Source organism: Providencia sp. PROV129 (genome assembly GCF_028482245.1).
GTDB lineage: Bacteria > Pseudomonadota > Gammaproteobacteria > Enterobacterales > Enterobacteriaceae > Providencia > Providencia vermicola.
In genome coordinates this window covers 237,837-262,374 of sequence record NZ_JAMPQD010000006.1, presented here as the reverse complement: position 1 = coordinate 262,374, position 24,538 = coordinate 237,837, and the positions used below count along the sequence as shown (strand labels likewise).

Below are 24,538 nucleotides of genomic sequence, written 5' to 3'. Positions count from 1 at the left end.
AACTTACTGATCTCTTATTGGTAAGTGATTTCATAAGTAGCATAGCTTTTAACTTCACCTGTCGTTACCGTTTTAGGTGTAGAAGTTGCATAACCAACGTAATATTGGAAACGAGCACCATTCTCAACTTTTGTCACATCACCAGTAACTTTTTTCTGTGTTGGGTTACCAGGGATAATTTTACCTGTTAAGTCAGCGCTATCATCAACAGATAGTGCTAATTGGATGTTAGAAGCACCTGTGCTTTCAGTATTTGCTAAGTAACCTTCTGATTTCCCAGATGCACCTTGCAGTAAGTTACCACCAGTCCAGTTAACATTTAATAATGTTTTATCAATTGCTGCATCATTCGCTTTATCTTGCACATCTGCAGCAACACAATTAGTTACATCAATAACAAATGGCTTAGCTTTCAGTAAAACGTCTGCACCACCGTCACGAACTTCTGCTAATGAAACTGGCGCTAAGTAAACGCTAGCATCGCTACCTTGGCCGTCAACAGAAACAGTACAAGAAACATCAGTCACTTTACCGTGAAAGTTAACTTGGCCACCGCCAACGTTTGTACCAGCAGCGTTAGCTGTTGATAAACCGATAATTGTTGTTGCAACTGCAGTCAGTAATACTTTCTTCATTTTCATTTCCTAATATGAGATTTTTATTCTTACACTTACAAGAACTCATTAAGTTTTTGTTTTATTTAGTGGTAAAAATGAAAACAAAAATCCTATCGTACAATAAATATACGAATATTAAGGCTTATGTTTCATTTTGAAACCTTCTGCATTAATACAAATAAAGATGTTTCTTAATTAGTCCTATTTTCAATTAATAATCATATGCTCTATATGATCTCGAAAAGAGGATACATAATAACTTAAATTTTATTAAATCGTTTTTATCATTACATATCAAATTATTTGATAGGTGATACCTATTGAAAATGATCTATTGACTGAGGCATCTGATGTGTTGTTTTCGCTGATTTACACGTAAAAAGTTCAATTTTTAGATAAAAAAGTGATTTATAATAATTTTCTAGAATTTAAATATTTAAATTTAAACTTAAATGGTTTTTTATAAAACACGTTTTTCTGACTTATAGTGAAAAAAAAGACATTTGACTTACATTTGGATACTTTTTATCGCAAAATATCATCCAGACACATCATATTTAGAATAGTAAACAGAACATTAAATATAAATTATTTTAATGCATCTTCATAAGGATAATGATTACATTCTCAAAGATTTAAAAAATGATAATAGCGAATTATTATGCTTAACCCCAAGAAAACACCTAAAACGAGTATTTAGGGTTAATCATATCAGTAATTAGATTTATACAGAATAATATTTAATGCATATGAATTAAAGAATTATTTGAATCTGATTTAATCCAAATAGAAATATATAAATGGAAGGCTAAAAAAAAATAGATGGAAAAATAATAATAAAATCGCAATAAAATGCTTTATTCATTCAACAGCACAAACAAGTAATACATCTTAATGAGAGTATCAATAATAGAAACAATGTAAAAAAAAATTATCATTGTTTTTGATATAGAATAAAAAAAGCCATTAGTTAGTATAAAAAACAAACTGTTCTATATCAATTTTCGCATTTCATAACCATATGAAAACCATCATGATTTCTTAAAACGAACACCTCCCCAAAAAAAGATATTAACCTTCATTTTTAGCATTAAGAATATTCTTAATTTACGCATGTAGTGTGTAAGAGTGTGATCAACCACCTTAAATACATCAAAAAAAGACCAGTAAATAAACAATATCCTATCTTAAATTGCATCATATCGTTTTTATACATATTCGATTCGTGCAATAAGACCTATTTTTACCCCTATTACATAACATAAAGTAGCTAACTCTATTTTAGTATCGTTTTTTGAACATAATGAGACAATGCCCCATAAAAATATTTTACATCAACAATTTACGATAGTTCGATCATGTTCAACATTAAAAGCCATATGAAACGATAAAAATGTTGCCATCGAAGCACTTAAGACGCTCTACAAAATTTATACTAGACTCATGATAACTATCGAATAGATAACGACACTACTATTATCGGCCAATAACAGTAAAAGGTGAGTGAAAAATGATTTATTTTTGATTAAGGAAAAGCAAAAACCAAAACAGATTTTTGCTTTAGGAGAAAGACTAGATAATTTATTGTTGATCTCTGCGGTATAAGGCCCATTCTTCTATCTTCTCACCTGAAGGTAATGTACAAATACCCACTTGCCCTTCCCCAGTATCAATAATTTCAGATGTTCCACCAATTTTCCCACAATAAACTGAAGCCGGATTAGCCATTCCAATCGGCTTTGTCATATTCGTTTCTTTTGCGGTACACCCCACAACTAAAACTAAAGCTGAAAAGACCAGGTATTTTTTCATACACATCCTTATTTAGGTTGAGTTAAGTCAATTCATCTCACGACGAAAAACAACATCCCAATACTCCTTCAATGAGCCTTCTTAAAATGACCCATAAAAACATTACCAGGCTATATATTTACGGCCCTAGCCCAAGCACTATAAACAACTTATGTTATGAATAAATTCCTAAACTAAATTATTTCTTCTTACGATTATCAAAAATAACAATTAAAATCCCTAAGCAAGCAACAACAAGACTCCCAATAATGTAATTATGCCTATCAAATGCAAGGCCTGCATCTTTTATATTCTCACCATAGACGATAGGTATACTTACATCCATATTATATGATAGAAAAGCAGTAATGAGCCCAATAATCGTTAAAACGACACCAAACGTTTTCATTCTGTTCCCCTTAGATTACATTAATTTAGGATATGTTAACTAACAACCTAAATAAAAGCAAAGCTTATACTTACCATTACACTTTATATTTTAACAAAAAATGCGCAGCGTATTAACAACACCACAAACTATTTTCGACGAGATTTGATAACTAAAATTATATTAAAAAATTAGTCTAACTATTTAAAGGCAATCATGAGTGATTAGCTAAAAAGCATAATTAATCATTAATGCATGATGACTAAACCTTTCTAATAAAGGAAACTGTGATGTAGAAAAAAGGATATCCAATAATGTAATTAGATCAAGTCCAGGTAAGGATGCTTCCATTTTAATACCTATAATTAGAGAATAAAAAACTACGCCTTTATATTAATGTTATGGTGCCATTACTGGAATTTCATTCACACAACGTTGTTGCCAAATTTTTTGAAAATCAGCTTCAGGGATCATCTCACCTTCAAAATCAAATAAAGGAAAAGATAAAATATTCTTTTTATTTTTATCTTTTGCGACTTGAATAATAAATTTTTCATACTGGTAAGGTGCTTCATCTTTAAAGGTGAATACTTCACCACACACATTCCCTATTATATTATGAGGGGAGCCTACAGCTGCTGCATACAGTTTCACATTTCTAAACTCTGTCGCTTGTGGTTGATACATAAAGTTTGCCACCATCAATTTAGCCTGAGCCGTTACATCCAATTGAGGATTAAGGTTTAATGAGACACCAAGTACAAACGCAAATAGTATCAATATTAAAAAACAGAGTATGCGAAAGAAGGTTGTAATCATAAGTAAAAACCATTTACGGTGAACATAATTAAAATTCACCTCCTATCAGGAACAATAAGAACAATATAAGTTAGCTAGTTATAAAAAATCGTGGATATTTAACAATCCCCCCACTAGTAACGTTCAAAAACGCCGTAGTCTGGTCTTTCCCCTCTCATAACGGCGCGTTGTTGTTCGTGAACTGCTTCTCTATCTATGCGCTTTTGCTCCGATGTACGCAAATCTTTATGCGGCTTTGGCCATGTAGACTTATTAGGTTCAAAAGTTGGATTCGAAGAACATCCTGAGATGATGCATAAACAAAGCAGTGAATATATAGATTTCATGTTATTTCATAATTTCATCGAAAATAAGCAAGAAATCTAGCAAATTTGACGAATAATAACAATTAATTAAGTACTTTTGACTATATAAATTTTAAATTAAATGTAAATTTATACAACATTGTAATAGATGTAAAAATTTGTTAGCTTATTCACTTGTGTATTTAACTTAAAATAAATTAAGTAGATACACTAACATCAAACAACAGGAGTAAACTCCATGATAACGAAGTACACTCTATTTATCGGGTTTTGGTCAATTCTAGCACTGAGTGTTGGAATCATTTATTCCCATATTTAATACACCAGCAAAAACAGGTTTATTTATCTGAACGTTCTAACAAACTGCGTGCCTGTTATCCGATAGAAAAAAGGCACGCAGTTCTCTTTCCGTCCCTATTTGTACAATGACTATAAAACCAATAGTGATAATTTAAAAACTAAGAAAGGCTCTATCGTCTCAACTGCAATAAGAGCCGCTTTTCCCAAAATAGCAACCACATTAGACCTTCTATTTAGCCCAACTATCATTGAATATATTTAAAGAAAATCATAAAAAGGTATTCATCAAAGATAGTCCTATCTCTCTCTACATATTTAAATTCCTATCATTAAATTATAAAGCAAGAAACAGAGATTGCTATCGTCTCACCTAAGTTATGGTTTATACACATAAACTAAGGAGCATCATGATGTTATTAAAAAACAAAGTTGCAATTATTACGGGAGCATCTTCTGGCATAGGTAAATCGACAGCCCTTCTATTTGCTAAACATGGAGCATCTGTCTGTTTAACTGCAAGACGCGAAGAAAACCTCCGCAAGATTGTAAGTGAAATACAAGGATATAGCGGTAAGGTCATTTATCATGTGGGTGATATCTGTGTAGAAGAGACGCATAGTGCCATCATCGATAAAACACTTAATGAATTTGGTAAGCTTGATATTGCAATAAATAATGCAGGCTCTGTTGGTACTTTAAAACCTTTAGCGGACTTTACGTTAGAAGAATGGTTTCAAGTACAAAATGCAAATATTACCGCTGCATTTATGGGGGCGAAAAGCCAAATTCCTGCCATGATTAAAACAGGTGGTGGATCACTTGTCTTTACATCTAGCTTTGTAGGAACTAGCTCAGCTTTACCTTATATGACGGCCTATGGCGTAGCGAAAACTGCTTTAATTGCCTTGGCTAAAGGGATCACTGCGGATTATGCCACACAAAATATTCGAGCAAATGCTCTATTACCTGGCGGTGTAAATACAGATATGGCTGGCGATCAACAGCAAAGAGATTGGGCTGCTAATTTACATGCTATGAAAAGATTGGCTGAGCCTGAAGAAATCGCTTCAGCCGCATTATTTTTAGCCAGTTCAATGTCAAGCTTTGTGACAGGAACTGCGCTGTTTGTAGATGGCGGCAATTCTGCCATCAAGTAAAAAGCAATACTAACTTTCAACGAAAAATCGGAGTCGTTAACCCCTACCTTTTGGTCTATTCATGATGTGGTCTTCCCAATCAACCACATCAATTTCCCTAACGGCAATATGCCGCACAGACACACCTTCATTATGCATTGCAGCTTTGGAACCTGTTTTTAACGGGTGCCAAGCAGGTAAGCTTTTTCCTTCAAGCAATAAACGATAAGCACAAGTCGTTGGTAACCACTCAAAAGTTTCTAAATTATAACGGTTGAGCTTGATGCAATCCGCCTCGTACTCAAAGCGATTTTCATAATGCTTGCACTGGCAGGTTTTCAAATTTAATTGGTTGCAAGCCACATTGGTGAAATAGATTTCATCAGTATCTTCATCCATTAATTTATGTAAGCAACATTGCCCACATCCATCACACAAAGATTCCCATTCATCATCTGTCATTTCATCTAGTGTCTTAACCTGCCAGAACTGCGACATAATACTTATCAATCCTATACTTAAATAACTCGAGTTGTCAGCGAGTGGTCATTAATCGATAGCTTTAACATATCACCAGAGGCCAATGGACCGACACCTTCTGGGGTTCCCGTCAAAATGACATCCCCTGCACGTAATGTGAAGAAGCGGGACATATAGCTAATAAGAGGTAAAATCGGCGTGATCATATCACGCGTTGAGCCTTCTTGGCGAATTTCCCCATTAATTTCCAGTGATAACTGAACATTCTGCAATTCACTTGGATTATTGACTGGAATAAACCCTGAAATTGGGCAAGAACCATCGAACGCTTTACTTTTTTCCCACGGCTGACCCGCTTTCTTAAATTTTGCCTGTAAATCACGCAATGTTAAGTCCAGTGCAACGGCATAACCTGCAATTGCACGAGAAACACGGTCTTCGTCCGCATTTTTTAATGGCATGCCAATCAAAATTGCCATTTCGACTTCATGGTGAACAGCACCCAAATCCTTTGGAATAACAATCGATTGAGTGATATCACAAAGTGCAGTTTCAGGTTTGATAAAGATAACCGGCTCCTCGGGTACAGCTGAGCCCATCTCTTTGATATGCTTGGCATAGTTACTACCTACACAAACAACTTTGTTTGCTGGAAAATCAAGTAAAGCACCTTGCCAGTCACGATGTTGATACATAAGGGTAACTCCTATTATCGTTATTGTATTTTTTGAGCGATGCCATCGGCCATCAGGCTAACACTCAATGCAAAATAGTATGAGCGATTCCAATGCATGATGGTGCGAAAGTTCTCTGTCACTAAAAATGTTCTACCTTCAGGATCATCCGGAATAACAACCCATGTTTTTACATCCGGCGATAGTTGTGCAAATGCAGGTAACTTAACCCCTAATTGCTGCCAATCACTGACAGTTTTGCCTTGTTCTGCTTTAACGCCTTCTAAAGCTCGGCCAAAGTCCGCTGGTAAACTGACTTGGTAGCCCCATGGTAATTGGGATTGCCAACCTTCTGTTGATAAATAATTGGCGATTGAGGCGAAAACATCCGCTTTATTATTCCAAATATCCATCTTTCCATCGCCATCACCATCTGCCGCATAAGACAAATAGGATGTTGGCATAAACTGACTCTGACCCATCGCACCAGCCCATGAGCCTTTTAATTGCTGGTCTTCAGGGATATACCCCTTATCCATTATCTCTAGTGCTGCCAGCAATTGCTTGCTAAAAAGCGCTTCACGGCGACCCTCGAAAGATAACGTGGCGAGCGCTGAAATGACGTCTTCTTTTCCTTGTGAGCGCCCAAAGCCACTTTCAAGCCCCCAAAGGGAAACAATAAATTGCGGTGGAACACCATATTTTTGGCTAATTGAATCAAGCAGCGCCTTGTTTTCAATATACTTATCATACCCCGCATTGATACGTGATTGCGGAAGGACATTTTTCAGGTAGCTTGCTAATGTGACCGTTGCTCTTTTTTCTGGCTGCCCTTTATCCGCTTTTACCACTCGTTCGATAAAATGAATATTTGCAAAACCACGTTCGATCGTGGCGGGTTTGATCCCTTGAGCAATAGCATGTTCTTTCAATAATTCCACATAAGCAGGAAATTGCGAAGGTTCACGCTGCTCAATAGGAAACGCTTTATCTAGTGCAGCAACTTCTTGGATAATCGCCGCACTTTGTTCCGCAGTAATCGGTTGAGTCGCAACCGTTCCATGTTGTTTCGCTGAGCAACTTGCTAAAAGCAAACCAGCGACTAATGTATATAATAACGTTGGTTTCATTTGTATCCTCCAGAGCACACAAAGCTTTTCAGGTTTTTCTTAAATTACTTTAAATATTAAGCTCTTTATGTTCTGAAAGCAGATCCTCCACTGGAGGCGGAAATTGTAAGTAATAACCAACTTCTTGTAAGTCAGCCTTAACTCGTGATAAATCAGCATTAGCAAGCTTTTCACGCTTGTCTAACGCAATCACCATAGCAAATTGAGGTGTTCCAAATTGGGCTAATAACTCTTCAGGAACGCGTGAAAAATCATCTTTCTTTTCAACATAAAGATAGGTTTGTTCACGCTTAGGGCTTCTATAAATTGCACAAATCATTATATTTAACTCTTTTTCTTAGTTCATTAGCTTGCTTGAAGAATGTAGTAACTATAACATGCTATTGTTTTACAGAATATCTTCACCCGAGGATTGTTTCGGAAATTTTAATTTGCTGAGTCTAGATAGATGCCACAATCGCCAATAGAACTTAAAGGCAGCAGTTTTACTCTTTCAGTTATTCACTTATACAGTGAAGAGCCTAAACTCATCAAAAAAGCGCTGCAAGAAAAAGTAAGTCAGGCTCCTGATTTCTTTAAAAATGCCCCTGTTGTCATCAATATTGCGGAATTAACTGCACATGCAGATTTATACAGCATACATAAATCTGTGGTTTCTGCGGGGTTACGTATTGTTGGAGTTAGTGGGTGTACAGACCCTTTATTGCGCCAAAAAGCCAATGAAGCAGGCTTACCAATATTAAGTGAAGGTAAAAGCCAGAAACCTGTTGAAATTCAGGCTGAGGCAAGTGTTGCCGCGGTACAAAATGAGCCCGTTTATCGTAAGACTCGAATTATCAATACCCCTGTTCGTTCTGGGCAACGTATTTACGCACCAAATAGTGATCTTATCGTCACAAGTAATGTAAGTGCAGGTGCAGAACTGTTAGCAGATGGTAATATTCATATATATGGTGTGATGCGCGGTCGTGCCTTAGCAGGTGCTTCTGGTGATATTGAAAGTCAGATTTATTGTACGCATTTGCAAGCAGAGTTAGTCTCTATTGCAGGTGAATATTGGCTGAGCGATCAAATCCCTGCTGAATTTCTCGCCAAAGCAGCTAAACTTCGTTTAGTTGATAACAAACTTAACATCGAATATTTAAATTAGACCTTATTTACAAGGAATTATTCATGGCACGCATAATTGTAGTGACTTCTGGTAAAGGTGGTGTTGGTAAAACCACTTCAAGCGCGGCCATAGCAACTGGCCTAGCACAAAAAGGGAAAAAAACTGTCGTAATCGATTTCGATATCGGTCTACGTAACCTTGACCTCATCATGGGGTGTGAACGTCGAGTTGTCTATGACTTCGTCAACGTTATCCAAGGTGATGCAACGCTAAATCAAGCCTTAATTAAAGACAAACGTACCGAAAATCTGTTTATTTTACCTGCCTCACAAACGCGTGATAAAGACGCATTAACCCGTGAAGGCGTGGAAAAGATTCTTGATGAGCTCGGTGATAATCTTGGTTTTGATTTTATTGTCTGCGATTCACCTGCAGGTATTGAAAGTGGTGCATTAATGGCGCTGTATTTTGCTGACGAAGCCATTATTACGACCAACCCAGAAGTGTCTTCAGTTCGTGACTCAGACCGCATTTTAGGTATTTTAGCCTCTAAATCACGTCGTGCAGAAAAAGGCCAAGACCCAATAAAAGAACACCTTCTACTGACCCGTTATAACCCAGGGCGGGTGACCCGCGGTGATATGTTAAGTATGGAAGATGTGCTGGAAATCCTTTGCATTCCATTGATTGGGGTTATTCCAGAAGATCAATCTGTTTTGCGCTCATCTAACCAAGGTGAACCTGTTATTTTAGATAAAGAGTCTGAAGCAGGCCAAGCTTACGATGACTGTGTCGCGCGTATTTTAGGTGAAGATCGCCCTATCCGTTTCATTGAAGAAGAGAAAAAAGGCTTCTTAAAACGCCTATTTGGGGGGTAAATAATGGCTTTATTGGATTTCTTTCTGTCGAGAAAAAAGACGACAGCGAATATCGCAAAAGAGCGATTACAAATCATCGTTGCGGAACGCCGCCGTGGTGATAGCGAACCCGCATACCTTGCTGATATGAAACGCGATATTTTGCAGGTTATCTGCAAGTATGTCCAAGTTGATCCTGAGATGTTATCAGTACAATTTGAACAAAAAGACGATGATATTTCTGTTCTTGAGTTAAACGTTACGCTACCAGAAGGTGACGAAATTAAAACGACTACAACAGAAAAATAATTCGCAAAGAAGCCGCTATGTTGTATGGCGGCTTGCTTTTTATTACCAATAGTTTATTAGCAATATATAACAATAGGCTCAGGCTCACCTTTGCCACAAATATTAGTCATCTTTTCAGGTTGAAAACCACCACGGTTCGGCAATTTATAGCTTGAATTTAATTGCTAATGTAACCTGTTTTTTAAAGCCTTCTGGCGGTATACCAACAGAACTGCTCTTCGCTATTGCCGTTAACGCTGCTTGGTCGAGTTGAGCATGCATAGAGGACTTAGTAATACTTACCTTGGTTATCTCCCCCAATGGCGTTAGCGTAAAACTCACCTCTACCGTTCCTTGAATATTGGTATTTCTCGCTTTTCTGGGATAACGTTTATGGCGCTCTATTTCACGGAGTAATTTATCAATATAAGATTGGTGACTCGCACTTATACTGTCCCCAACCGCCCTCGTATTTTGTGCCCCCTGTTCGCCTGCGGCATCAGAGAACGTGTTATTTTGCCCTGCTTGTTGCTCTTGTTTTACATCATCGTTTTTTTCACTTTTTTGTTGCTGTTCTTTTTGCTGCTTAATAACCTTTTTATTTGGTTGTTTTTCATCTTTTTTCTCGATGTTTTTTTTCTGAGTTGCTGAAACTTTATTTTCATCACTGTGCGTGCTTTTTTTATTCGCAACTTTAATTACAGCATTTTCATTTTGTTGTGGTTCTGAGAGCAATCCACCTGTTAACTCATTATGTAATGTGACATCATTTATTTGCTTTTCAATTACATTTTGCGTCAGTGCAAAAGAGATTATCGCCGCTTTTATTGGCGTATAAATTTGTGCGAAACGTGTTTTCTCTGCACTTAAACAATAAAAAACAATACCAAAATGAAATAATAGCGAAACCATAACTGCAAGTTTAAAATTAAAACGTAAAGTAATCATTTTAATATCCCTAATAGCCCCTTCGTTAATGCCACAACATAACTACATCAACGAAGGGGGATCCCTTTTAGAAGCGACTAGCTACATTGAAGCGTATCGTTCTACCTGGGGCCGGCATCATACTGCGGGTTAATGGGTCAATGTAATATTCATCAAATAAATTTGTGGCTAATAATTCAAGGGATAGGTCTTTATTAAACTGATAATTCACATAAGCATCCGCGGTAAAAACAGCATTCCAACTCATCGGGTCATTGTTTAATGGCGCATATGAGTATGGATATTTATCTATCATTTCCGCTTCATCCTCATTTTTTGCTTTGCTGTGATAACGCATACGGCTACCTACCTCTAAACGTTCATCTAAGAAGCGTAAACCTAGGTTGGCATGGATGCTGTATTTAGGTTGCAATTGGGTACGCAAATAGCCGCCAGGGAACCCTGCTGTTGTACACTCTGAGCCACCAAATTTGTTATAGGGGTCCATAACCATCAGTGAGACTTCATCGCAAACTTCATTTTTTAAGCGGTAATCAACCCCTAAGTCACCAAATACCCAGCCATTATCATAACGCGCTAATAATTCCAGACCGGCCGTATTATGTTTATCAACCTGCGTAAAGACTAACCTGTAGTTCCTATCAAATGCATTTGTGACAACCGTGTTATAGTAATTTATGCGTAAGTCGGCATGGTTTTCTGCCGCAACGAGATCTTGGAAATTACGCACATACCCCAGTTCTATCGTATGGCTGCGTTCTGGCAAATAAACCGGTGGCGTGTAATTCGGCTCTCTTCCTCCCGAAAAACCAATCGTGTCTTCAAAGATACTTGGCATTCTAACGGTTTCTAAATAACGCCCAAATATTCGGTCGTTCTCTGTTAGGTAAATAGTTGCTCCTAACGCTGGCGCCCAAGCCGATTCTTCATTTCTTTTTGGCACTTTAAATTTTTGTTTATCTGCAACCATCACTTCATTATTTATACTACTTATTACCGCTACTTTTTTTGCTATTAACCCTGTTACGGGGTCTATAGCATCTTCTTTTAAATCAATTTCGCCATTATAGAATGGATTGTTTTTACGTATAAACCTATTATTTTCATCTACTTTCCATTCCGCTAAATGGTTCTTCTCTACAATTCTATATTCTTGCTTTTTTCCATCAGGAGTTACTATTTTCCCCATTATTATAGTAGAGGGAGGCATTGACAGTGCTTTTTCAACTAACCTAGTCTGAGCATGTGAATTATTTTTTAAATCATTAAACGTTCGCCCTTTATCATCGACATATTTTTGTATTAGATGATATTCTGCTGAAGTTAATATACGAGACAAGCTATATTTTTTAGCTATTATATGGCTATAAGGTGCATAATTTACATCTTTGGCCGCGATGCGCCTCTCTTTTAATAAATCTCTTGACCAGTAACTAATATATTGAGCCCCCGCATTCAGGCTTAACCAATCAGTAGGCTGCCAATCAAACCGAATAGTACCATTATATTCCCGACGCTTACCTTCCCTAGGGATAGCACGGAACATGTTCCCCTTTGGGCTAGAATCCGAATTAAAAATATCTTCACGGCTACCAATGGTTTCATCAATTAAGCTTCCCATTAAAATCACTTTAAATTCAGGTGTAATTTGAAACTTATTGGATAATGAAACACCATAGCGATCGTTAAGTTGGTTTAATTTAATCCCATCAACTAAGGTGCCATTGATAGCAGGATTTTTAGCCACATTTTTATCTCGACCAAATTCATAATTCCAATCCCTTTCCATTGGTTCCCTAGGCTGGCCACCTGCGGTATTTGTGTTTAAATTAGTTTTTGTCAACCAATAACCTAATCGGAAATCAACCCAACCAATGGACTCGGGTTTGAACGAATAATTGGCGTAAAAAGTATTTAACGCCAATTTAGCTAAAGGCCATTGCGGAATTTTCCCTTCTAAATCATGATAACGAATTTGCGATGGCATGATTTCGCCATAGTGACTTGATGTATGCATATAACCAAGGGATAAGTCTTGTGCATAAGGTAGCATCAAATTTAATTTAGCCAGCCATGTCGACATTTCATTTGATGTATTTGCCACCTCTGTATTTGGCCCGTAAATCCTAGCAACAAAGGGTATATATGGGTCTATCGCCTTATTTGTGTTATTAGGGTCATAGGTAATAATATCATCATAAAATTTATTCGCCCCACGGCGCCCTGCAAAATAGTTGCCTTGGTTGCGGTAGCTGTATGCCAACATCAAATCAAACTTTTCTTGCCGTGTCCCAATGGCAATGCGCGCTGCGTTATCTTGCAGATTAAAGAAATTGGCATTACCTTTACTACGAGCATCAACAAGCATTTCGTGATCTTGAAAATAAATTCCACGAAACTTCTGCATGTCTAGCGTACTCAATAGTCGCTTATCATCGCGATAGTCTATACCGTGGTTTAAATGATTAACCCTCGGTTTTGTGGAGTTACTCGATGTTTCTAACTTAATATCAAAACCAAACTTCTCATATTTATCCACAACATCATCAATGCCTAGGGTCGTTATCGCCACCCCACCACCTGTGGAGGTACGCACATCGCGGTCTAGCGTTGCGCTTTTCATGACCTTAATGCTGCTAATCATATTTGGGTCGATATAATTACGGTTATTCGCCCCGTTGTAGCCACGCCACACAGTGATAGCCTGTTCTGTGCCATCGACAGTTACCGGGACGCGCCCTTGCCCCTGTACCCCTCGTACATTGGGGTCTATTGCCCCGCTATTACGGGCATCACCGCTGTACACCCCTACCGCATGGTTTATGGTATCTGCAGGGTTGGTGCCTTTATAGCGTTCGATTTCTTCTTTACTGATGTAAATATTCGATTCGTCTTTATCATATTGGTCATCTGCCCCTTTTCTATCACGCTCTTTGATAGTGGTCGCTTTATCATTTACCACAATAGAGCCGATGTTTTCGCTTTGTTGTGCATAGACTAAGTGTGTAATACTACCAATAGATAACCCTGTCGCGATATTAATGGCTATCACAGTTTTTATTTTCATTATTTGTTCCGGTGAAAATTAAAATTTCTTGGTGAAATTGACACCGACTTCACTTTGCTTAAAAGAATAAATAATATCCGCCTTACTTTTATTCACTTGGCTATTGAAATAAACTGAAGGCGTAAAACTTAATACTTTGTTATTATCAAAGGTCATTTGGGTATTTAAATATCCATTGTGGTCTTTTCTTTTTACATTTAAAAATGCATCAAACTGTTTGAAATTTGTTTGCTTGTAACCTAGCACAACAAGTAAATCACACAATTCAGTGACTTTTAAAAAACCAACTCTGACCCCATACTGTGAATAGCTATCACTATTGCGTTGTTTTTCCCTATTGGCGCCATGAATGCCCCCAAAAGCGATTAGCCGAGGGTTGATTAAATAGGTACCAACAATTGAATAAACCCATTTATCACCATCATTGAAACTATACTCGTGAGGGTAAGTTTTATTTTTATAATCGATATCACCTAAAAAGCTCACCTGGTGATTTAGCGTATACTCTGTCGCTATTTTCCCCCCTAGGCTTAAATTATAATATTGGTTATCATGCCACTTCGCCTCAACTGTAGGCTGTATACGGACTTTGGCGTTAGCGTCCTCATATTGATAACCCCCGCTAACAAATATATTCATTTTTCTAACCGTGACTGTTTTCATCGGTTCTACCCCAACCGCGCCCAATGATAATAACCCTGAATGGTTACCCACGAGAGGAAAACGCTTTGCTGATTTAATATAATAATGCCATTTTCCACCAGCGATAGATTGGTTGGTACTATTCATACACTTACCATGAAAACAGTGTGTTTCTCGGCTGTTTGATGCTTCATTTAAATTAAAATCATAACTCGAACCAAGTTTAATAGTGCCTTGCCAATGATTTTTATTTTTTAAATCTATTATTTGACGATTAATATAACCCGCGAGTTTTCCTGATATTTTATCCCCGTATTTATTTTGTACGCTTTGGTATAAAGATAGTGCCGACTCATAATGTTTAACATAAAGCAATGCTCGTGCGAGCTTTAATTCAACTAGCAACATATTAGGTTTTTGAGCCAAAATTTCATTATATAGCTTAATAGCATCACTATATTTTTTCTTTGAAATTGCCTTTACAGAATAAATATACTTTACTAGTTCTTTGTCATGTTTTTGATGACTAATATAACCATTGATAATAGCATCTATTTTTTCGAATTCGTGTTTATGAACCAGATCATAAAGAATAAAACCAAGTTCGTCGATGCTTTTTTTGCTATTTTTCACATTATTTATTCCTAATTTATATTCTTTATTATTATAACTATTTAAAATACCAATAAGTTCCTCTTTTAATTTTGGCTCTGCAAATGCAGTAAATTGAAAAGTGAGCAACAATAAAATAATACATATTGAAAATATTTTTTTATTAAAAGCTAACATAAAGAAATCACCATTTGTTCGATAAAATAAAAAGTAGACAAAATTACTTTTGCCTACTTTTTTTTATCCAATTATATTTTCAGTAATTATTAGTCTTTCTGGCCACCAAATGCCGTATCTAATTCACGATTGTTGTCATAAGAAAGAATACCGGCCACTTGTTCTGCATTATCACCAAAGAATTGTCCCATGCTGTTACCATGATGTGTTTCATTGGCAATGGCAGTACCGCTAAATTTACCATCTTCTTCAATGGCCCCCATCATGGAGTGGTTATTCGTTCCTTCTAATGCACCTGTATATGACTTATCCGCAAAATTAGCATTAAACCAACCTGTCTGTTTTGCTTCACCCGCAAACTGGTTAACACCTGCTATGGTATAAGTCGCTTGGCCACTGGTTGGGACTTCTGTTGTTGCATTCGCACCGGAGAAATAAACCGTGTGCATTGCATCATCCGCTAAACCAGTTTGTGACCAGTCACCAAAATATACCTCGGCATCTGCAACCTGGCTAAATTGGAATTTGCCCATTCTGCCATGTGGACTACCGCCGCTTTCCAAAATATAAACGTTATCTGGCTTTTGCGTTACTAAGTTTTTTAAGCCTGAAAATGAAATTGTTTTGCCTTCTCTCATAAAGCGAGAGCCGATACCCGGTGCGCCAATACTGCCAGCATGAGGCCCCATAGTTGATTGAGTTTTCCCGACAATAATATTTGTTTCATTAAATTCGTAACTTAAGCTTTGCTTTGATTCTGTTTCAGCCATAACACCAACAGAAAATACAGAGAAAGATACAGCGGCGGTAATTAATGATAATTTCTTCATTTGTGAATCCTTTTTCAACTGAAGTGTGAATTAAATAACGCGGTTAAAAAACACATTAAATAAAAGATTATTCTTTCCTTTAATATTCAAGATTCAGTATATAAAAATGATTTTCATTTACAAATGCGGGGGATATAATTCAAAATTATATTATTAGGCCATAAAGCAAAATAATCTTTTTATTTTTAGTGGGTTAATCAATAGCCCTACAACGCGTAACTTTATTTGTTGAGGCTTAAATAAAGTGTTAATTGAATTTTTAAGAGTAATTACAATTATTAGATGAAAATGGAATGATTATATTTATGAGTAAATGCGGTGGTGTTTTTACAAGCTCATTGAGGAATAATAAACATAAAAATAAAGTTGAGTAAAATAGACTTGGTTATTCTAATGATTAGGTACAAGAAGCGCCCTTCTTGTACCTTGATACGCTATACGCTTGCTAGTAATTTAGCTATGGGCTCTGCCAGTAATCGACCGCGCCAGCCTGTCAATAATTCAGGTGGCGTGGAGGAAGATTTAATTCCCCAATGAATAGATAGTAGCTGATTTATTTGTCGCCTCGATGCTAATAGCTCTGCATTAAACTTTTCATTTTCAGCGATATCTTTAACTACTGCTTTAATTTCTTTAAAGACATTTTTATATTGGCTTTGTTCGGTAATATTCGCCACTGGTGTTGGGTATAGGCTTGGATCAAGCTTCTTAGCTTGCTCAACTATGCTTAGCAAACGCTTACCGTGACAACGAATCTCTTGTCCTGTCAAACCAAGGCTATCTAGCTCGCCAAGAGTGGTTGGTAGGAAACGTGCAACTTTCCACAGATGTTCTTCTTTTACGACAAAATTAATCGCCATATCCCGTGCTTTAGCTTGGTTCAAACGCCAATCGGCAAGTAATTGCAAGCATGCCAGTTGCTCATCACGTAACTGGCACGCATTGTGAATGTTTAAGTAGGCTCTTTCGGGTTTCAGCAGTTTTTGGCGACGGGCAACCACACGCTGGCATTCGTCTTTAGCATCTTCTAAATACCCTGACTCCGTGACCTTCTGCATAAGAATTTCAGCTAATGGCAGTAAATACAGCACATCCGCGGTTGCATAGTCACATTGTTTCTCACTTAGCGGCCGCGCTAACCAATCTGTCCGTGATTCACTTTTGTCCAGCTCAATGCCAAGATGTTCTGCAACCAATGAAGCAAACCCACATGAAATTGGATAGCCCAGAAAAGCTGCAACCACTTGGGTATCAATCATCGGTTCGGGTACGCAGTCGAAATCATGCATAAACACTTCAAGGTCTTCACTCCCTGCGTGCAAGAATTTAAGCTGATTTGGATCCGTTAACAGCGCTTTAAAAGGGCTGAAATCAGATATTGAGAGTGGGTCAATCAATGAAACTTGCTTCCCATCATACAGCTGTAGCAAACCTAATTGAGGATAATATGTTCTTGTACGAACAAACTCGGTATCCAATGCAAGCCAGGGTGCATCACTGGCGTCTTGGCATATTTGGGCTAGTTCGCTATCTGTGGTCACTAAACGATAATTCAAAACAAGTTTCTCTTTTTTCTATTTTCATTACAGAGACGCCGGTATAAACCGGCGCCATCTATTCGTTATGTTTATACATTCTAAATCACTTTTAAGCAGGTGACTTATTTCTTTTCAATTTTTCTTCATCGCGCAAATCTTTACGGAGAATTTTCCCAACGTTTGATTTAGGCAATTCATCACGAAACTCAAATATTTTAGGGACTTTATACGCCGTTAATGAACGACGGCAAAATGTTTTTAGTTCATCCCCCGTCAAATTCGCATTTTTCGTGACAACGAAAACTTTCACTGCTTCCCCTGTGCTTTCACTTGGTACGCCAATCGCCGCACATTCAATGACGTCAGGGTGAGTTGCAATAACATCTTCAATTTCATTTGGATAAACATTAAAACCCGACACGATGATCATATCTTTTTTACGATCAACAATGCGGATATAACCTTCACTATCCATTTCTGCGATGTCGCCCGTGGCTATCCAGCCATCAATTATCGCCTCAGCGGTAGAGTCAGGACGATTCCAATAACCTTTCATCACCTGAGGGCCTTTTACCCACATTTCGCCAGGCTCACCCAGCGGAACCTCTTGACCTTCATCATTAAGAAATTTCACATCCGTGGATGGAACGGGTAAGCCAATACTACCACTATATGCCGTGAGATTATATGGATTCCCCGTAACTAGCGGAGAACATTCTGTTAAGCCATAACCCTCAAGAAGATGTTTACCTGTCAGCTTTTGCCATTTTTCAGCCACAGCCTTTTGCACTGGCATTCCACCGCCGACCGATAATCTTAAGCGCGAGAAGTCCAACTTTTGAAACTCTTCATTATGGATCCAAGCATTAAAGAGTGTATTAACCCCAGTAATTGATGTGATGGGATAACGACCAAGCTGTTTGACTGTATCAGGCACGTCCCGCGGGTTGGTGATTAATAAATTAACTCCACCCACATTGATGAAAAGCAAGCAATTTACTGTAAGAGCAAAAACATGGTACAGCGGTAATGCAGTCACCACGAATTCCGCGCCAAATTTCAATACAGGACCATACGCCGCTCTTGCTTGTTCTAGATTTGCTAACATATTGCGATGAGTTAGCATCGCCCCTTTAGCCACCCCGGTAGTCCCCCCAGTATATTGCAAGAAGGCTAAATCACTGCCTGCAATATTGGGTTTAATATATTGCATCCGATAACCGTAATGCATAGCACGACGGAACGAGATGGCATCGGGTAAATTGTATTTTGGTACTAAGCGTTTTACGTATTTAACGACAAAATCTACAATCGTCGCTTTCGGCCGTGAAAGTTGATCCCCCATACGGGTTAAAATCACGTGTTTAACTTTGGTGTTATAAACGATCTTTTCAAGAGTAGAGGCAAAGTTCGAGACAATCACAATCGCAGTTGTGCCGCTATCATTAAGCTGGTGTTCTAACTCCCTAGGGGTATAGAGTGGATTAACATTCACAACAACCATACCCGCACGCAATATTCCAAATAAAGCAATTGGGTATTGTAATAAGTTAGGCATCATTAAGGCAACGCGGTCACCCTTTTTAAGACCAAGCCCATTTTGTAAGTAGGCAGCAAAAGCGCGGCTTCTTTCTTCTAATTTCCGATACGTCATCACTGCCCCCATATTAATGAATGCAGGCTGATCGGCATATTGGGAAACTGCGTTTTCCAGTAACTCTGCTAAAGAAGCGAAGCGATCAGGATTGATTTCTTCCGGCACATCAGCAGGGTAATTTTTTAGCCAGATTTTTTCCAAAATGTTGCTCCTAAATTTAGTGAAGTTATTATACCCAACATCTCTTTTAACAAATTATTAACTCATTGTACCAGTTTGAAAAACAGACAATGTCAAGGTTGAGAGGTCTATCACTAAATAAATTTTGTTCCTTCAAGAAAAAACAAGGCGACATACGCCGCCCTGCTTTCTTAAATTTCGTTAATCAGATGTAAATCTGCATAAGTTATGCCTAATTATACACTGATATTGGCAAATTTTGGAGGTGTGTTCAGAAAATACTGCAATCAATTCAGCTTGTAAGCGCAGAATTATAAGTGAATAAGGAATAAAATATTACTTGAATCATTTTTTACGTATTTATATCTAATGCTAATCGATAGATAACACCAAACAAATAATACACGAAAGGGATCATGCATTCTTTTTCTTACGGCTGGGCAATTTCTTCGCTTCTTCTTGATAAAAATCACTCAGCCGGTCTGAGCCCACTTGTTGGCCTATATGATTTTCCCCCATAAAGGTCAAAAAGAACTCGATGGGACCGTATGTTTTCTGACTTGTTAATCGTCTAGCAAGTAGAATAGTGGCTTTTCGTATCCAATCAGGCAAATACTTGATTTTAATCTCTCGGTTTAGTGCTTGAGCCGCTATTTGGCTTATTTCATTCAATGAGAGGATTTCTGGTCCCCCAACAGAGAGCGTATTTTGCGGTTGAGATAGTCCGCTGACAATAAATTTGGCCAAATCCTTACCAGATATTGGGTTAATTTTAACCTTACCATCACCAAACAAGTATATGCGCCCTGATGCTGCCATGTTAAGGAAATCGCACATATCACTGAAGTAACCATTTGGTCGAATAACCGTCGACGCGATTGGTGAACGTTTTAGCTCATTCACAAATCGCTCTTTTGCTTGGAAGATTTTTAAATCCTGATATTTGTCACCATCAATGGCAGACACATAAACGAAATGTTGAACTGCGGAACGCTCAGCTTCTCGTAACAGATTTGAATTACCTTGGTAGTCCACATCCATGTAGGTCATACCGTCTTTTTGCCTTGTTATGCCTACGGTGCTGATCACAATATCCATCCCTTCAGCCACATTTATCAATGTTGTCGGCTCAGTCACTTGACCTACAACGATATCATCCGCTGCCGTCACTAAATTTACCTGACCTGTATTTCTCACTAATGCTCTAACCCAATACCCTTGGCGCTTCAATTCACAAACAAGGTACTGGCCTAAGTACCCTGTTGCGCCAGCAACGAAGACTTTTTGCATTTTCTCTCCCGCGGACACACAGATCTTTCTCCCACAAATAAAGTGCATTATTGAAGAGAAAACCTGAAATGCCAACAATAACAACTATATTTATCACATCGTTATTATTATTTTTCCTGAAGGGGGAATTAAGCTGGCATATTGTACCCCTATGCCAGCTTTGGGAATATCTTGGTTATTCAGTAAGATAAGTATGGACTTGTGCGGGGCCACCTGGGTAGCCGTAACCATAACCCCATGGGTGGTTATAGTAGTACGGATCGCCATAATAACCATAACCCCATGGGCCTGATGGCGGGATCATCACACTTTGCGCGACATTCCAGCGTTGAAAACCTGTAACATCAAGGGTGACATATTTATAAGGAACTTGCCCAACTTTCCCTTGCTGTTCTCCCGTCACTTTCCCAACAACAGTGACATAGCGGTTCGTAAAGTCACTTGGCTCACGAAAACCGTTAATATAGGCATAGATACGCCCAACTGAAGGCGCATTGAGTTCTGGTGCTGCATCGTATTTGCTCAGTGCCATCACCGCAATTTCTAAACGTGTCCGTGTAGGCTCATTCGCTACTGCGAGGACTTTACCGCCAAAGCGTGCTTCCTGACCAATATACATTTCAGGGGCATTTTGAATGGATGTTAAGCTATCAGCGGGGTTTTGAACTGACCCTTGGATTGATGCAGGTATAGAAACGCACCCAGTTAGTGTTAATACACTGGCAACAAAAAGGCCTTTCAGTACATTACGGCAGTTCAATTCAATGTTCATAGACTACCTCCGATTAGCAACAGTATAAATTCAGGTCATACGGTTTAAAATAGTCTGTAGCAAAGAAGACACGATATGTTAAATTGGATAGATATAAATAGGATACTTATTAATCATAACCTATCTTTATGAATGATTCGATGTGTTTTTTATGCATTAAAAAAGGCTATCTGTTAAAAAATAGCCTATTATTTTGATCATGTCGTTGTTAGACTCATTCACGACCTGGCAGTTTTTTCCACGTCACTTCATTACGCAAATAGGTCGGTTCCACATTTTCAACCGCAATAGTTTTACCTTGAAGCCATAATTGTGCTGCAATCGGTAACATGTCTTGAGCATCAGGCAATGTTATTTGGCTGTTCTTAATGGGTTCATCACCACTGAGTAAGGATGGATATGCATCCCAGCCTGTGCCTGCATAACTCCATTGCCCTGAAATACCTGCAAACTTACGTTTAAAATCATCAGGTAATAAGACAGCTTCCGTTTCTTCGCCTTGCCAAACACCTTCAGCAGTACGTGAATATTGCGCGCAATAGATTTCAGACATACGGGCATCTATCGCCACCAGCACGTTTGATTGACGGGTTGTGCGGAATACACCTTGCGCCAACGCCATCAATGATGACACGCCAATCATTGGTAAATCAGCCCCTAATGCTAAGCCTTGAGCGATACCTACCCCAATACGTACTCCAGTAAAACTTCCTGGCCCGCGACCAAAAGCTAACGCATCCAGTTGATTAAGAGTGACTCCCGCTTCAGTTAACACTTCTTCTACCATTGGTAAAACTTTTTGCGTGTGTTCACGAGGCGAAATAGCAAAACGTGAGATAATATCGTCACCACATAATAGTGCGACGGAACAGGCTTCAGTTGCTGTATCGACAGCAAGAATACGACTCGACATGCCTAAACTCCGGCAAATTAACAGATTTCAATTGAAAGATGCGGCTTATAGTAGCATAAACCGCCGATAGGTTCGCAGAAAAACACAGTTATTTCTCGGCTGCTAGCACACTTTTTTCTGCTAGAAAATTTATCGCTTTGGTTAGACTGCGTGTTCGTGGCGAAGGCGGTAAGCTACGCAAAAACACTTCACCATAAGGGCGCGTTACTAAGCGATTATCACAAATCACTATCACACCGTAGTCACTGGTATCACGAATTAAACGCCCCACCCCTTGTTTTAACGTGATCACCGCATCTGGTAACTGCACATCCGCAAACGGATCACCACCTCTTAGCTCACAATCCTCAATACGAGCTCTTAAAAGTGGGTCATCAGGCGCAGTAAAAGGCAGTTTATCGATAATCACACAGGTTAACTCATCGCCGCGCACATCGACACCTTCCCAGAAGCTACTCGTTGCGACTAAGACTGCATTGCCTGCCGCAATAAACTGTGCAAGTAGTTTGTTTTTACTGCTCTCGCCTTGCACCATAACGGGCAAAGTCAACGAGGCTTTAAATTCCTCAGCCAGCTCTCGCATCATTAAGTGAGACGTACAGAGGAAAAAACAGCGCCCCTGATTTTTCTCGATAAGTGGCCGCAACATTGTTGCTAGTTTCTGTGCAATTCCCCGTTGATTTGGTTCAGGTAAAAAACGCGGGACACACAACATCGTTTGGCTTTCGTAATCAAAGGGGCTGGCTAACAACAACGTTTTCGCTTTAGTGAGCCCTAAACGGTCAGTAAAGTGGCTCAATTTTTCATTCACAGACAGCGTGGCAGAGGTAAATACCCAGCTCGCTGGCGTACCCGCTATCATTTCGCTGAATTTATCTGCAACGGTAAGTGGCGTTAACGCCAATAAAAAGTGACGCCCATAACTTTCAAACCAATAACTGTAACCTGGAATTGTGACATCTTTTAATCGATTCAAACGATTACGATAAACGGTAACACGTTCAAAGATAGAGTCTAAACTTTGGGAACGTCCTAGCGAGGTTTTGATTACTTCATAGCAAAGTTCCAAGGAATCATCGAGTAGTGTTAGAGCTCGTTGGACTTCATTTAACTTTAACAAATCACGCAGATTTCCACGGAAACTGTTTTCCCCCAGATTTAAACGGAAATCTAAAGTACTCTGTGTAAGCCTATCGGCACTTTTTTGCAGTTGAACCTGGTCTTTTAGTTCCGTGCGATAGGCCATTATCATATCGCGAGCAAGGTCGAGTAATTGGCGGCTACTCAGCTGCTGGCCAAAATATTGACTAGCAATATCAGGAATTTGGTGGGCTTCGTCGAAAATCATTACTTCAGCTTCTGGGATCAACTCGCCAAAACCTGTGTCTTTAACAACGCGATCAGCCATAAACAGGTGATGGTTAACGACCACAACATCCGCCTCTAAGGCTTTACGACGCGCTTTTAACACAAAGCATTCTTGATAACGCGGGCAGTCACTGCCAAGGCAGTTATCATTGGTGCTAGTCACTAAAGGCCATACAGGGCTGTCTTCTGCAATGTCATGGCAAGTACTGGTATCACCTAGCTCAGATTCGATAGACCAACTGCGTAATCGCACAACGGCTGATAGAATTTCAGGTTCTAAACTCCCGCCACCTAATGATTGCTGGTCTAATCGTTCTAAACACAAGTAGTTCGAGCGCCCTTTAAGTAAAGCCGTACGCCCAGTGTAATTCATGGCATTAATAATGGTTGGCAGGTCACGATGATAAAGTTGGTCTTGCAGTGCTTTTGAGCCCGTAGAAACAATCACTTTTTTGCCACTTCTTAGCGCAGGCACTAAATACGCGTACGTTTTCCCTGTTCCAGTCCCTGCTTCTGCAACTAAAACCTGTTGTTGTTCAATAGCTTCAGTGACTGCATTAGACATTGTCACTTGTGCAGCGCGAGGTTGAAAGCCTGAAATTGTTTTAGCCAAAAAGCCGTCAGAGGAAAAGTCGTCGCGCACTACAGAAACCTATTCATTAGCAAAAATAAGACGCTCACTTTACCATGAGTTATGGCTCTGTGCTG

22 protein-coding genes are annotated in these 24,538 nt (G+C 38.7%); 4 read left to right on the top strand and 18 right to left on the bottom strand.

Annotated elements, in window-relative coordinates; genetic code table 11:
• Positions 1-14: 14 nt before the first annotated feature.
• From PSF27_RS04065 to PSF27_RS04050, 4 genes are all read right to left on the bottom strand, one after another.
• On the bottom strand, positions 15-635 hold the full coding sequence (locus PSF27_RS04065; RefSeq protein ID WP_206084215.1) for a fimbrial protein: 621 nt from the start codon (positions 633-635) through the stop codon (positions 15-17).
• A 1,563-nt stretch (positions 636-2,198) separates the two neighbouring features.
• Positions 2,199-2,429: a putative hemolysin gene (locus tag PSF27_RS04060; protein WP_272680906.1), complete on the bottom strand. Its 231-nt coding sequence runs from the start codon at positions 2,427-2,429 to the stop codon at positions 2,199-2,201.
• A gap of 178 nt (positions 2,430-2,607) precedes the next feature.
• Positions 2,608-2,817 (bottom strand): hypothetical protein, encoded by a 210-nt coding sequence (locus PSF27_RS04055; protein ID WP_272680905.1) that lies wholly within the window; start codon positions 2,815-2,817, stop codon positions 2,608-2,610.
• A 378-nt stretch (positions 2,818-3,195) separates the two neighbouring features.
• Positions 3,196-3,654: a hypothetical protein gene (locus PSF27_RS04050; RefSeq protein WP_272680904.1), complete on the bottom strand. Its 459-nt coding sequence runs from the start codon at positions 3,652-3,654 to the stop codon at positions 3,196-3,198.
• A gap of 973 nt (positions 3,655-4,627) precedes the next feature.
• Here PSF27_RS04050 and PSF27_RS04045 point away from each other — a divergent pair.
• Positions 4,628-5,377: an SDR family oxidoreductase gene (locus PSF27_RS04045; protein WP_272573650.1), complete on the top strand. Its 750-nt coding sequence runs from the start codon at positions 4,628-4,630 to the stop codon at positions 5,375-5,377.
• A 36-nt stretch (positions 5,378-5,413) separates the two neighbouring features.
• On the opposite strand, the gene PSF27_RS04040 is transcribed toward PSF27_RS04045, so the two are convergent.
• Genes PSF27_RS04040 through PSF27_RS04025 form a run of 4 tightly spaced genes read right to left on the bottom strand, consistent with a single transcriptional unit; the run spans position 5,414 to position 7,959 of the window.
• The gene (locus tag PSF27_RS04040; protein ID WP_206084209.1) at positions 5,414-5,854 is read right to left on the bottom strand and encodes a YcgN family cysteine cluster protein; all 441 of its coding nucleotides are present in this window, start codon (positions 5,852-5,854) and stop codon (positions 5,414-5,416) included.
• Positions 5,855-5,874: 20 nt separating this feature from the next.
• Positions 5,875-6,531, bottom strand: coding sequence for a fumarylacetoacetate hydrolase family protein (locus PSF27_RS04035; RefSeq protein ID WP_206084208.1), 657 nt, complete (start codon positions 6,529-6,531; stop codon positions 5,875-5,877).
• A gap of 20 nt (positions 6,532-6,551) precedes the next feature.
• Positions 6,552-7,640, bottom strand: coding sequence for a lytic murein transglycosylase (locus PSF27_RS04030; RefSeq protein ID WP_206084207.1), 1,089 nt, complete (start codon positions 7,638-7,640; stop codon positions 6,552-6,554).
• A gap of 49 nt (positions 7,641-7,689) precedes the next feature.
• The gene (locus tag PSF27_RS04025; protein ID WP_206084206.1) at positions 7,690-7,959 is read right to left on the bottom strand and encodes a YcgL domain-containing protein; all 270 of its coding nucleotides are present in this window, start codon (positions 7,957-7,959) and stop codon (positions 7,690-7,692) included.
• 129 nt (positions 7,960-8,088) lie between these two features.
• Here PSF27_RS04025 and minC point away from each other — a divergent pair, with 129 nt between their 5' ends.
• The 3 genes from minC to minE are packed head-to-tail and all read left to right on the top strand — an operon-like array spanning position 8,089 to position 9,917.
• Positions 8,089-8,790 (top strand): septum site-determining protein MinC, encoded by a 702-nt coding sequence (gene minC, locus PSF27_RS04020; protein WP_206084205.1) that lies wholly within the window; start codon positions 8,089-8,091, stop codon positions 8,788-8,790.
• A gap of 23 nt (positions 8,791-8,813) precedes the next feature.
• Positions 8,814-9,629 carry a septum site-determining protein MinD gene (gene minD, locus PSF27_RS04015; protein ID WP_206084204.1) on the top strand — a complete coding sequence of 272 codons (816 nt, stop codon included), beginning with the start codon at positions 8,814-8,816 and terminating at the stop codon, positions 9,627-9,629.
• A 3-nt stretch (positions 9,630-9,632) separates the two neighbouring features.
• Complete coding sequence (gene minE / locus PSF27_RS04010; protein ID WP_206084203.1) at positions 9,633-9,917, top strand: cell division topological specificity factor MinE; 285 nt, start codon at positions 9,633-9,635, stop codon at positions 9,915-9,917.
• Positions 9,918-10,061: 144 nt separating this feature from the next.
• Here the strand turns inward: minE and PSF27_RS04005 are convergent, their stop codons facing one another.
• From PSF27_RS04005 to PSF27_RS03960, 10 genes are all read right to left on the bottom strand, one after another.
• On the bottom strand, positions 10,062-10,844 hold the full coding sequence (locus PSF27_RS04005) for an energy transducer TonB (RefSeq protein ID WP_272680903.1): 783 nt from the start codon (positions 10,842-10,844) through the stop codon (positions 10,062-10,064).
• Between the two features lie 67 nt (positions 10,845-10,911).
• Positions 10,912-13,911, bottom strand: a complete 3,000-nt coding sequence (locus PSF27_RS04000) for a TonB-dependent receptor domain-containing protein (protein ID WP_272680902.1) — start codon at positions 13,909-13,911, stop codon at positions 10,912-10,914.
• An 18-nt stretch (positions 13,912-13,929) separates the two neighbouring features.
• On the bottom strand, positions 13,930-15,342 hold the full coding sequence (locus PSF27_RS03995) for a porin family protein (protein ID WP_272680901.1): 1,413 nt from the start codon (positions 15,340-15,342) through the stop codon (positions 13,930-13,932).
• A gap of 89 nt (positions 15,343-15,431) precedes the next feature.
• On the bottom strand, positions 15,432-16,172 hold the full coding sequence (locus PSF27_RS03990; RefSeq protein WP_272680900.1) for a Slam-dependent surface lipoprotein: 741 nt from the start codon (positions 16,170-16,172) through the stop codon (positions 15,432-15,434).
• 434 nt (positions 16,173-16,606) lie between these two features.
• On the bottom strand, positions 16,607-17,728 hold the full coding sequence (rnd, locus tag PSF27_RS03985; RefSeq protein WP_272680899.1) for a ribonuclease D: 1,122 nt from the start codon (positions 17,726-17,728) through the stop codon (positions 16,607-16,609).
• 91 nt (positions 17,729-17,819) lie between these two features.
• Positions 17,820-19,508 (bottom strand): long-chain-fatty-acid--CoA ligase FadD, encoded by a 1,689-nt coding sequence (fadD, locus tag PSF27_RS03980; RefSeq protein ID WP_206084198.1) that lies wholly within the window; start codon positions 19,506-19,508, stop codon positions 17,820-17,822.
• A 393-nt stretch (positions 19,509-19,901) separates the two neighbouring features.
• The gene (locus PSF27_RS03975; RefSeq protein WP_272680898.1) at positions 19,902-20,777 is read right to left on the bottom strand and encodes an SDR family oxidoreductase; all 876 of its coding nucleotides are present in this window, start codon (positions 20,775-20,777) and stop codon (positions 19,902-19,904) included.
• Between the two features lie 175 nt (positions 20,778-20,952).
• The gene (locus PSF27_RS03970; protein WP_206084196.1) at positions 20,953-21,549 is read right to left on the bottom strand and encodes a Slp family lipoprotein; all 597 of its coding nucleotides are present in this window, start codon (positions 21,547-21,549) and stop codon (positions 20,953-20,955) included.
• A 214-nt stretch (positions 21,550-21,763) separates the two neighbouring features.
• On the bottom strand, positions 21,764-22,462 hold the full coding sequence (gene tsaB, locus PSF27_RS03965; protein ID WP_272538470.1) for a tRNA (adenosine(37)-N6)-threonylcarbamoyltransferase complex dimerization subunit type 1 TsaB: 699 nt from the start codon (positions 22,460-22,462) through the stop codon (positions 21,764-21,766).
• Positions 22,463-22,550: 88 nt separating this feature from the next.
• Positions 22,551-24,473 carry an ATP-dependent DNA helicase gene (locus tag PSF27_RS03960; protein ID WP_272680897.1) on the bottom strand — a complete coding sequence of 641 codons (1,923 nt, stop codon included), beginning with the start codon at positions 24,471-24,473 and terminating at the stop codon, positions 22,551-22,553.
• Between the last annotated feature and the right edge of the window lie 65 nt (positions 24,474-24,538).

What these genes read in the sequence shown, in the direction of transcription:
- PSF27_RS04065 (WP_206084215.1), bottom strand. Translation starts at nt 635, where the DNA reads ATGAAGAAAGTATTACTGACTGCAGTTGCAACAACAATTATCGGTTTA.
- PSF27_RS04060 (WP_272680906.1), bottom strand. Translation starts at nt 2,429, where the DNA reads ATGAAAAAATACCTGGTCTTTTCAGCTTTAGTTTTAGTTGTGGGGTGT.
- PSF27_RS04055 (WP_272680905.1), bottom strand. Translation starts at nt 2,817, where the DNA reads ATGAAAACGTTTGGTGTCGTTTTAACGATTATTGGGCTCATTACTGCT.
- PSF27_RS04045 (WP_272573650.1), top strand. Translation starts at nt 4,628, where the DNA reads ATGATGTTATTAAAAAACAAAGTTGCAATTATTACGGGAGCATCTTCT.
- PSF27_RS04040 (WP_206084209.1), bottom strand. Translation starts at nt 5,854, where the DNA reads ATGTCGCAGTTCTGGCAGGTTAAGACACTAGATGAAATGACAGATGAT.
- PSF27_RS04035 (WP_206084208.1), bottom strand. Translation starts at nt 6,531, where the DNA reads ATGTATCAACATCGTGACTGGCAAGGTGCTTTACTTGATTTTCCAGCA.
- PSF27_RS04030 (WP_206084207.1), bottom strand. Translation starts at nt 7,640, where the DNA reads ATGAAACCAACGTTATTATATACATTAGTCGCTGGTTTGCTTTTAGCA.
- PSF27_RS04025 (WP_206084206.1), bottom strand. Translation starts at nt 7,959, where the DNA reads ATGATTTGTGCAATTTATAGAAGCCCTAAGCGTGAACAAACCTATCTT.
- minC (WP_206084205.1), top strand. Translation starts at nt 8,089, where the DNA reads ATGCCACAATCGCCAATAGAACTTAAAGGCAGCAGTTTTACTCTTTCA.
- minD (WP_206084204.1), top strand. Translation starts at nt 8,814, where the DNA reads ATGGCACGCATAATTGTAGTGACTTCTGGTAAAGGTGGTGTTGGTAAA.
- minE (WP_206084203.1), top strand. Translation starts at nt 9,633, where the DNA reads ATGGCTTTATTGGATTTCTTTCTGTCGAGAAAAAAGACGACAGCGAAT.
- PSF27_RS04005 (WP_272680903.1), bottom strand. Translation starts at nt 10,844, where the DNA reads ATGATTACTTTACGTTTTAATTTTAAACTTGCAGTTATGGTTTCGCTA.
- PSF27_RS04000 (WP_272680902.1), bottom strand. Translation starts at nt 13,911, where the DNA reads ATGAAAATAAAAACTGTGATAGCCATTAATATCGCGACAGGGTTATCT.
- PSF27_RS03995 (WP_272680901.1), bottom strand. Translation starts at nt 15,342, where the DNA reads ATGTTAGCTTTTAATAAAAAAATATTTTCAATATGTATTATTTTATTG.
- PSF27_RS03990 (WP_272680900.1), bottom strand. Translation starts at nt 16,172, where the DNA reads ATGAAGAAATTATCATTAATTACCGCCGCTGTATCTTTCTCTGTATTT.
- PSF27_RS03975 (WP_272680898.1), bottom strand. Translation starts at nt 20,777, where the DNA reads ATGCAAAAAGTCTTCGTTGCTGGCGCAACAGGGTACTTAGGCCAGTAC.
- PSF27_RS03970 (WP_206084196.1), bottom strand. Translation starts at nt 21,549, where the DNA reads ATGAACATTGAATTGAACTGCCGTAATGTACTGAAAGGCCTTTTTGTT.
- tsaB (WP_272538470.1), bottom strand. Translation starts at nt 22,462, where the DNA reads ATGTCGAGTCGTATTCTTGCTGTCGATACAGCAACTGAAGCCTGTTCC.